We start from the raw sequence: 8,480 nt of genomic DNA, 5'->3' as shown, positions 1-8,480 counted from the left end.
CGTGCACGGTCCACTGCGTGCGGTCGCCCTCGCGCAGGACGCAGGCGTCGCCGGGGCCCACCTCCAGCACGGAGCCGCCCTCGACCTCGATGGTGGCGCGCCCGCTGACGACCACGAACAGCTCATTGGCCTCGGTGTCCGTCACCACACCCGGCGTGATCTGCCAGATGCCCCGGATCTGCCGCCCGTCAGGGGACTCCCACAGCACCTTGCCCGTCACGACCGGCTCGCCGGAGACGATCTGGGCAGGGTCCAGCGGTTCCGGCTCCAGATCGGCGTCCGCGATGCCGGGGATATGGACCACGAACGAGGCGGGCGCGGAGTCGTCGGCAGCGGAGGCCGCAGAATGGGAGTCGGCCCCGCGGCCGGGCTCCGCAGCGGTGGCGGGCTCGGCGGCGGAGTTCTTGGCGTCAAGATCGGAAGCAGCAGTCATGGCGGCGAGGGTACCGTCCGGCCTCAGGCGCTCCGCAGCCGCTCCCATACGGCGCGGACCTGGCGTTCCAGAGCCTCCAGCGGCCCGTCGTTGTCGATGACGAGATCCGCGACCGCCAACCGCTGTTCGCGGGTCGCCTGGGCCGCCATCCGGGACTTCGCCTCGTCCTCCGCCATGCCGCGCAGCCGCACCAAGCGGTCCAGCTGGGTGCCCACTGCGGCGTCGACCACGACCACCAGGTCGTACAGCGGCGCCAGGCCGTTCTCCGTCAGCAGCGGCACATCGTGCACCACCACCGCGTCCGGCCCCGCCGAGGCTTCGAGTTCGGCCGATCGCGCCCCCACCAGCGGGTGCACGATCGCGTTCAGCGCCTTCAGCTTCTCGGGGTCGGAGAACACGATCCCGCCCAGCTTCGGACGGTCCAGGCTGCCATCCGGAGTGAGGACGCCGTCCCCGAACTCCGCGACCACTGCCGCCAGTCCGGGCGTGCCCGGCTCGACGACCTCGCGTGCGATCTTGTCCGCGTCCACGATCACCGCGCCGTACGACGCCAGCAATCGTGAGACCTCACTCTTGCCCGCGCCGATTCCGCCGGTCAGCCCCACCTTCACCATGCGCCCACGCTATACGGTGCGCCTGTACGGCAGGAGTTCAGGAGGCCACAGCCCGGCTCAGGCTCCGCCCGCGCCGCCGTCGCCCTCCCGCTCCGCCAGGAAGCGCTCGAACTCCCTGCCGATCTCGTCGGCTGACGGCAGCTCCACCGGCTCGGCCACCAGGTTCCCCCGGCTCTCCGCCCCGGCCACCGCGTCGTACTGATGCTCCAGCCCGCTGACCAGCGCGACCAGCTCCTCATCGCCCTCCGAGATCTGCCGCTCGATCTCCTCCTGCGTCCGCAGCGCCTCCGTACGCAGCGAATGCGCGGCGCCGGGCAGCACCAGCCCGGTCGCGGCCGTCACGGCCTCCAGGGCTGTCAGCGCGGCGTCCGGATACGCGGACCTGGCGATGTAGTGCGGTACGTGCGCGGCCACACCCAGGACGTCATGTCCCGCCTCCGCCAGCCGGAACTCGATCAACGCCTCCGCGCTGCCGGGCACCTGTGCCTCATCGAAGAATCCGCCGTGCCCGGGCATCAGGTCGGTGCGGTTGCCGTGCGGGGTGATGCCTACGGGGCGGGTGTGCGGGACGCCCATGGGGATGCCGTGGAAGTTCACCGAGAGACGTACGCCGAGGCGCTCCACGATCTCCTTCACCGCTCCCGCGAAGCGCTCCCACTCGACGTCCGGTTCGGGTCCGGACAGCAGCAGGAACGGCGCGTCGGTGGTGTCTCGTACGAGTCGCAGCTCGATGCGCGGGGTCTCGTAGGCGGTCCATCGGCTGCGCTCGAAGGTGAGCAGCGGGCGGCGGGCGCGGTAGTCGACGAGGCGGTCGTGGTCGAAGCGGGCGACGACCTCGTTCGGCAGGCCGTCCAACAGCCGTTCAACGATCTGGTCGCCCGTCTCGCCGGCGTCGATGTACCCGTCGAAGTGGTACAGCAGCACCAGTCCGGCGGAGTCCCTGGAGGCGATCGCCTCCACCTCCGCGAGCCCGCTCGGCTCCCATTCGTACAAACCCTGGGGATCCAACACAGTGACTGCTCCTCCTCGTTCTCATCAGCGGCAACGCACAATCCGGCGCGGGCATTCCCGCTCCCGCCGCACGCAAGGCCAACGCCGCCGAAGGCCCCCACGCACCCACCCCGCCTCGCCACACCCACCCCAAGTCAAGGACATGAACTCCCCTACACATAAGGCGATTTCACCTCCCCCGGACGAGTCGTCACCATCTCCACAACCGCACAGCCGCATAGCCGCCCAGCTCAAGGACGCACAGCTCAAGGACGCCCTCGCCACCGCGAAATTCCGCAGGGAATGCGTCATCAGGAACCCCCAGAGCGCCCTGAACCCCCTGAACCCCCTGAACCCCACCGTCCGCGACACCGGCAAGAACCGGCAGGGGCATGGGTGTGCGGTGTACGCGCAGGCCCCGACGACACCGACAGCACCGACAGCACCGACGAACAAGACCAACCGGGCACACGCCCTCGGCAAGAACAGCGGGCCCGACCTCCCTCCGTGGCCAGCACGTCGAATCAAGCCACGACGCAAGTCCCGAACGCGACGAAGGCCCGCTCCCCCTGAGGGGAACGGGCCTTCGTCTATCGGCTAGTGCCTATCGGCAAGAGCTCAGCTCTGACCGCCGGCCAGCTTCTCGCGGAGCGCGGCGAGGGCCTCGTCCGACGCCAGGGCGCCGGAGTTGTCCGCCGACTCCGAGGAGTACGAGCCGCCACCGGTGGTGCCACCGCCGGTGTTGCCACCCGCCGCAGCCGCCGGCGCCGCAGCACCCTCGGCCGCAGCCTGCTCGTCGGCCTCGCGGGACTTGATGACCTGAGCCTGGTGCTGCTCGAAGCGCTGCTGCGCCTCGGCGTACTGGTTCTCCCACGCCTCGCGCTGGGTCTCGTAGCCCTCGAGCCAGTCGTTGGTCTCGGGGTCGAAGCCCTCGGGGTAGATGTAGTTGCCCTGGTCGTCGTAGGACGCGGCCATCCCGTACAGGGTCGGGTCGAACTCGACGGCCGACGGGTCGGCGCCGAAGGACTCGTTGGCCTGCTTCAGCGACAGCGAGATCCGGCGACGCTCGAGGTCGATGTCGATGACCTTGACGAAGATCTCGTCGTTGACCTGGACAACCTGCTCCGGGATCTCGACGTGGCGCTCGGCCAGCTCGGAGATGTGGACCAGGCCCTCGATGCCCTCGTCGACGCGCACGAACGCACCGAAGGGAACGAGCTTGGTGACCTTACCCGGGACGACCTGACCGATCTGGTGGGTCCGGGCGAACTGCTGCCACGGGTCTTCCTGGGTCGCCTTGAGCGACAGGGACACGCGCTCGCGGTCCATGTCGACGTCCAGGACCTCGACCGTGACCTCCTGGCCGACCTCGACAACCTCGGACGGGTGGTCGATGTGCTTCCAGGACAGCTCGGAGACGTGGACGAGACCGTCGACGCCGCCCAGGTCCACGAAGGCACCGAAGTTGACGATGGAGGAGACGACGCCGGAGCGCACCTGACCCTTCTGGAGGGTGGTGAGGAAGGTCTGGCGGACCTCGCTCTGGGTCTGCTCCAGCCAGGCACGGCGGGACAGGACCACGTTGTTGCGGTTCTTGTCCAGCTCGATGATCTTGGCCTCGAGCTCCTTGCCCACGTAGGGCTGAAGGTCGCGGACGCGGCGCATCTCGACCAGGGAGGCCGGGAGGAAGCCACGGAGGCCGATGTCGAGGATGAGACCACCCTTGACGACCTCGATGACGGTACCGGTGACGATCCCGTCCTCTTCCTTGATCTTCTCGATGGTGCCCCAGGCGCGCTCGTACTGGGCGCGCTTCTTCGAGAGGATCAGGCGGCCTTCCTTGTCCTCCTTCTGGAGGACCAGGGCCTCGATCTCGTCGCCGACGGCAACGACCTCGTTGGGGTCGACGTCGTGCTTGATCGAGAGCTCGCGGCTCGGGATAACGCCTTCGGTCTTGTAACCGATGTCGAGCAGGACCTCGTCCCGGTCGACCTTCACGATGACGCCGTCGACGATGTCGCCGTCGTTGAAGTACTTGATCGTCTCGTCGATCGCGGCGAGGAAGGCTTCCTCGTTACCGATGTCGTTGACCGCAACCTGCGGGGTGGTGGCGGTGGTCTCGGTGCTGCTCGTCATGTGGGTAAAGGCTCCGGTGCGGACATTGAAGTCGTAGGTACTGCTACGCCGAGAACCCGTATCGCCTCTGCATAAGCCGGACAGTGTCAAAGACGTCTTCGCCGGAAGCCCACAGATGCCGGAGCATCCGGAACGACCCGAATCGCCTCAAAACCGAGGGGACATACATACAGATGCGAGCGCGGCCTGCTCCGTCTGAGGCGCGCAAGCCCGCAGCGCAACTTGTAGCATACGGGGGCAGCCGGACCCGGTCAATGCGCGAACGCGCACACCCGGGGCAGAACGCCCCATAACCGGCACACGCGATGTTCCGCGAGGTCGAACGGCCTCACAGTCCCAGCAGCTACAAGCAGAGCGAACACTACGACGACGGGCGCCATGAACCAAGAGCACGAGCCGGAGGCGACCCGCCGTGACGCCTCGGACACCGAAAGCAGCCGGGCCAGCCGGGGCTGGTGGGACCGCAACGCGGACGAGTACCAGAGCGAGCACGGTGCCTTCCTCGGGGACGACCGGTTCATCTGGGGTCCCGAGGGACTGGACGAGGCGGACGCCGCGCTGCTCGGGCCTGCCGCCGAGCTGAAGGGCCGGCGGGTCCTGGAGATCGGGGCCGGCGCGGCGCAGTGTTCCCGCTGGCTGGCGGCGCAGGGCGCGCTGCCGGTGGCGCTGGACCTCTCCCACCGGCAGCTACAGCACGCACTGCGGATATCCGAGGACTCGGCGGACGACGCCACCGAACTGGTGGAGGCGGACGCCGGGGCGCTGCCGTTCCGCGACGGCAGCTTCGACCTCGCCTGCTCCGCGTACGGCGCGCTGCCGTTCGTCGCCGATCCGGTGCGGGTGCTGCGCGAGGTGCGCCGGGTGCTGCGGCCGGGCGGCCGGTTCGTCTTCTCCGTCTCCCACCCGATCCGCTGGGCCTTCCCGGACGAGCCGGGTCCCGAGGGGCTGTCGGTGGGGGCCTCCTACTTCGACCGCACGCCGTATGTCGAGCAGGACGAGTCCGGCCGGGCCGTGTACGTCGAGCACCACCGGACGCTGGGCGACCGGGTGCGGGATGTGGTGGCCGCCGGGTTCCGGCTGGAGGATCTCGTCGAGCCGGAGTGGCCCCGGTGGAACACACAGGAGTGGGGCGGCTGGTCTCCGCTGCGCGGGCATCTGATCCCCGGGACGGCGATCTTCGTGTGCTCGGCGGAGGCTTAGGGGCCAAGGCGGAGGGGTGCCGGACGCGGCCGGCGGCCGGGCGGGGCGAGCGGGCCCGGCGCGACGGCCAGGCCCCGTAGGCGGTAGGTCGTAGGCGGTAGGCCATAGCGGTGAGGACGGCTCGGAACGCTGACGACCGCAGACCGGCAGACCAGCGGACGGGCTGAGCCGACTGACCGGCAGACCGGCAGACCGGCCGGTCTGCCGAACGGCCGGCCGTAACGGCCGGAGGCAGACGGACCTGCTGACCGGCTGACCGGCTGACCGTCGACAACAGCCGGAGGCAAGCGGACCTGCGCCGTCGGCCGGAGGCAGCCGACCGGCCGTGGCGGTCCCAGGCCCGCGGGGCCGGGCCTGGGATGTGACCGACCGGGGCAGCGGGTGGATGAGCTCGACCGGGGCAGCCGGGCCGGTGGGCCCGGCCGGGGCGGCAGACTGGGGGCGTGATCCGCCGTGACGCCCTTGATCAGTTGCCCGTCCGTACCGCGCTGCCCGCGCTGCGTGCCGCCCTCGACGGGCCCGGCACCGCGGTGCTGTGCGCCCCGCCGGGCACCGGTAAGACGACGCTGGTGCCGCTGGATCTGGCCGGTCTGACCGGTGCGGGGCCGAAGCGGCGGGTGCTGGTCGCCGAGCCGCGGCGGATCGCGGCCCGTGCGGCCGCGCGGCGGATGGCCTGGCTGCTGGGCGAGAGGGTCGGGGAGCAGGTCGGGTTCACGGTGCGGGGTGAGCGCCGGGCCGGGCCGCGTACCGCCGTGGAAGTCGTGACCACCGGCGTGTTGCTTCAGCGGCTCCAGCGCGATCCGGAGCTGGCGGGCGTCGATGTGGTGGTGCTCGACGAGTGCCATGAGCGGCATCTGGACGCCGATACCTCCGCGGCGTTCCTGCTGGACGTACGGGAGACGCTGCGGCCCGAGCTGCGGCTGGTGGCGGCGTCGGCGACGACGGATGCCGCGGGGTGGGCGCGGCTGCTGGGCGGTTCGGAGGGCGCGGCGCCGGTGGTCGAGGCGGCGGGTGTGTCGCATCCCGTGGGGGTCGTGTGGGTCCCGCCGGAGCGGCCGGTGCGGCCGGCGCACGGGATGCGGGTCGATCCGGCGCTGCTGGCGCATGTGGCAGCAGTGGTGCGTCGGGCGTTGCGCGAGCAGTCGGGTGATGTGCTGTGTTTCCTTCCCGGTGTCGGGGAGATCGGGCGGGTCGCCGGGGAGCTGGCCGGGGTGGACGCCGAGGTGCTCCAGGTGCACGGGCGGGCGCCGGCCGAGGTGCAGGACGCGGTGCTGGCGGGCGGGAGCGGCGTACGCAGAGTCGTGCTGGCGACGTCGGTGGCGGAGTCCAGCCTGACCGTGCCGGGTGTGCGGGTGGTGGTGGACAGCGGACTGGCACGGGTGCCGCGGACGGACCACGCGCGCGGGCTCAGCGCGCTCACGACGGTGCGGGCCTCCCGGGCGGCGGGCCGTCAGCGCGCCGGCCGGGCGGGGCGCGAGGCGCCGGGAGTGGTGTACCGCTGCTGGTCGGAGGGTGAGGACGGGCGGCTGCCGGCGTTCCCCGATCCGGAGATCAAGGTTGCCGATCTGACGGCGTTCGCGTTGCAGTCGGCGTGCTGGGGCGATCCGACGGCCGGCGGGCTGGCGCTGCTCGACGCGCCGCCTGCCGGTGCGCTGGCCGCGGCACGGGAGGTGTTGACGGCGATCGGCGCGGTGGACGGGGCCGGCCGGGCGACGGGGCGGGGTGTGCGGATGGCGCGGATCGGGCTGCATCCCCGGCTGGCGCGCGCCTTGCTGGACGGCGCGCCCGAGGTCGGTGTGCGGCGCGCCGCGGAGGTGGTCGCCCTGCTGAGCGAGGAGCCGCCGCGGGCGTACGGGGATGATCTGGCGGCGGCGTGGCGCACCGCGCGTCGGGGTGGCGATGCGTACGGAGCGAGGTGGCGGCAGGAGGCGCGGCGCTTGGCGTCGGCGGCCGGGGAGCAGTCGGCCGGGTCGGGTGGGGGCGGCCGTGGCGGCTCCGCGGCGGGCGCGGGCGCGGGCAGCGGCCGGACCGGAGGCGGGGGCGGCGCGGCGGCCGCCTCCGACGATGCGGTGGCCGGTCTCATTGCCGCGTTGGCGTTCCCGGAGCGGGTGGCGCGAGCCCGTGGGGCCGGGAGTTTCCTCATGGCGTCCGGGACCGGGGCCGACGTGGCGGGGGCGGGCACGGGGGCGCAGGCCGGGTGGGGGCATCGCGTGGGCTCCGCGGGCGGCGGTGGCGGGTCGAGGCTGCGGGATGCGGGGTGGCTGGCGGTTGCGGTGGCGGACCGGCCGGTGGCGGCGGTGTCCGCGCGGGTGCGGCTCGCGGCGGTGATCGACGAGGAGACGGCGTGTGCCGCGGCGCGGGCGCTGTATTCCTCGGGTGAGGAGGTGCGCTGGTCGGACGGGGAGGTGGTGGCCAGGAGCGTGACACGGCTGGGGGCGATCGAGCTGGCGGCCCGGCCGCTGTCCGCGCCCGACCCCGGGCTGCTGCGGGACGCGGTGGTGTCGGGGCTGCGGCGGGAGGGGTTCGGGCTGCTGCGGTGGTCGGCCGCCGCGGCGTCGTTGCGGCAGCGGATGGCCTTTCTGCACCGGGAGTTGGGCGCGCCGTGGCCCGATGTCTCGGATGCGGCGTTGCTGGAGCGGGTCGAGGAGTGGCTGGGGGTGGAGCTCGGGCGGGCGCGGCGGCGGGCCGATCTGGCGCGGGTCGATGCGGGGCAGGCGCTGGGCCGGCTGCTGCCGTGGGCGAGCGGCGACGCGGCGCGTTTTGAGGAGCTGGCGCCGGAGCGTATCGAGGTGCCGAGTGGTTCGCGGGTGCGCGTGGACTACGGCGGTGAGCAGCCCGTACTGGCCGTCAAGCTCCAGGAGTTGTTCGGGCTTCAGGAGTCGCCGCGGGTGGCCGGCGGGCGGGTGCCCGTGCTGGTGCATCTGCTGTCCCCCGCGGGGCGTCCGGCGGCCGTCACGGCCGATCTCGCCTCGTTCTGGCGGGACGGATACCGGTCCGTACGCGCGGAGTTGCGCGGGCGCTACCCCAAGCATCCCTGGCCGGAGGACCCTTCGGCGGCCGAGCCGACCCGGCACACGTCGGCGCGGCTCAAGCGGGGCTGAGCCCGG

The 8,480-nt window shown here is 72.1% G+C and carries 6 protein-coding genes; 2 read left to right on the top strand and 4 right to left on the bottom strand.

Features of this window, described 5'->3' with window-relative positions; all coding sequences use genetic code 11:
* From M8I34_RS39030 to rpsA, 4 genes are all read right to left on the bottom strand, one after another.
* A partial coding sequence (locus M8I34_RS39030) for a cupin domain-containing protein (RefSeq protein WP_250057845.1) occupies positions 1–433 on the bottom strand: 433 nt, incomplete at its 3' end.
* Positions 434–456: 23 nt separating this feature from the next.
* A complete protein-coding gene (coaE, locus tag M8I34_RS39025) occupies positions 457–1,047 on the bottom strand; it encodes a dephospho-CoA kinase (RefSeq protein ID WP_250057844.1) in 591 nt (196 codons plus the stop codon).
* 57 nt (positions 1,048–1,104) lie between these two features.
* Positions 1,105–2,058, bottom strand: coding sequence for a PAC2 family protein (locus M8I34_RS39020; protein ID WP_048829277.1), 954 nt, complete (start codon positions 2,056–2,058; stop codon positions 1,105–1,107).
* Positions 2,059–2,655: 597 nt separating this feature from the next.
* On the bottom strand, positions 2,656–4,173 hold the full coding sequence (gene rpsA / locus M8I34_RS39015) for a 30S ribosomal protein S1 (RefSeq protein WP_244415523.1): 1,518 nt from the start codon (positions 4,171–4,173) through the stop codon (positions 2,656–2,658).
* A gap of 378 nt (positions 4,174–4,551) precedes the next feature.
* On the opposite strand from rpsA, the gene M8I34_RS39010 reads away from it, so the two are divergent.
* Together M8I34_RS39010 and hrpB are read left to right on the top strand one after the other, a co-directional pair.
* On the top strand, positions 4,552–5,373 hold the full coding sequence (locus tag M8I34_RS39010) for a class I SAM-dependent methyltransferase (protein ID WP_250057843.1): 822 nt from the start codon (positions 4,552–4,554) through the stop codon (positions 5,371–5,373).
* A gap of 443 nt (positions 5,374–5,816) precedes the next feature.
* Positions 5,817–8,474 carry an ATP-dependent helicase HrpB gene (gene hrpB, locus M8I34_RS39005; protein ID WP_250057842.1) on the top strand — a complete coding sequence of 886 codons (2,658 nt, stop codon included), beginning with the start codon at positions 5,817–5,819 and terminating at the stop codon, positions 8,472–8,474.
* Positions 8,475–8,480: the final 6 nt, after the last annotated feature.

The organism is Streptomyces sp. MCA2, from assembly GCF_023544705.1.
Classification (GTDB): Bacteria; Actinomycetota; Actinomycetes; order Streptomycetales; family Streptomycetaceae; genus Streptomyces; species Streptomyces decoyicus.
This window is presented reverse-complemented; position numbering and strand designations above follow the sequence as displayed.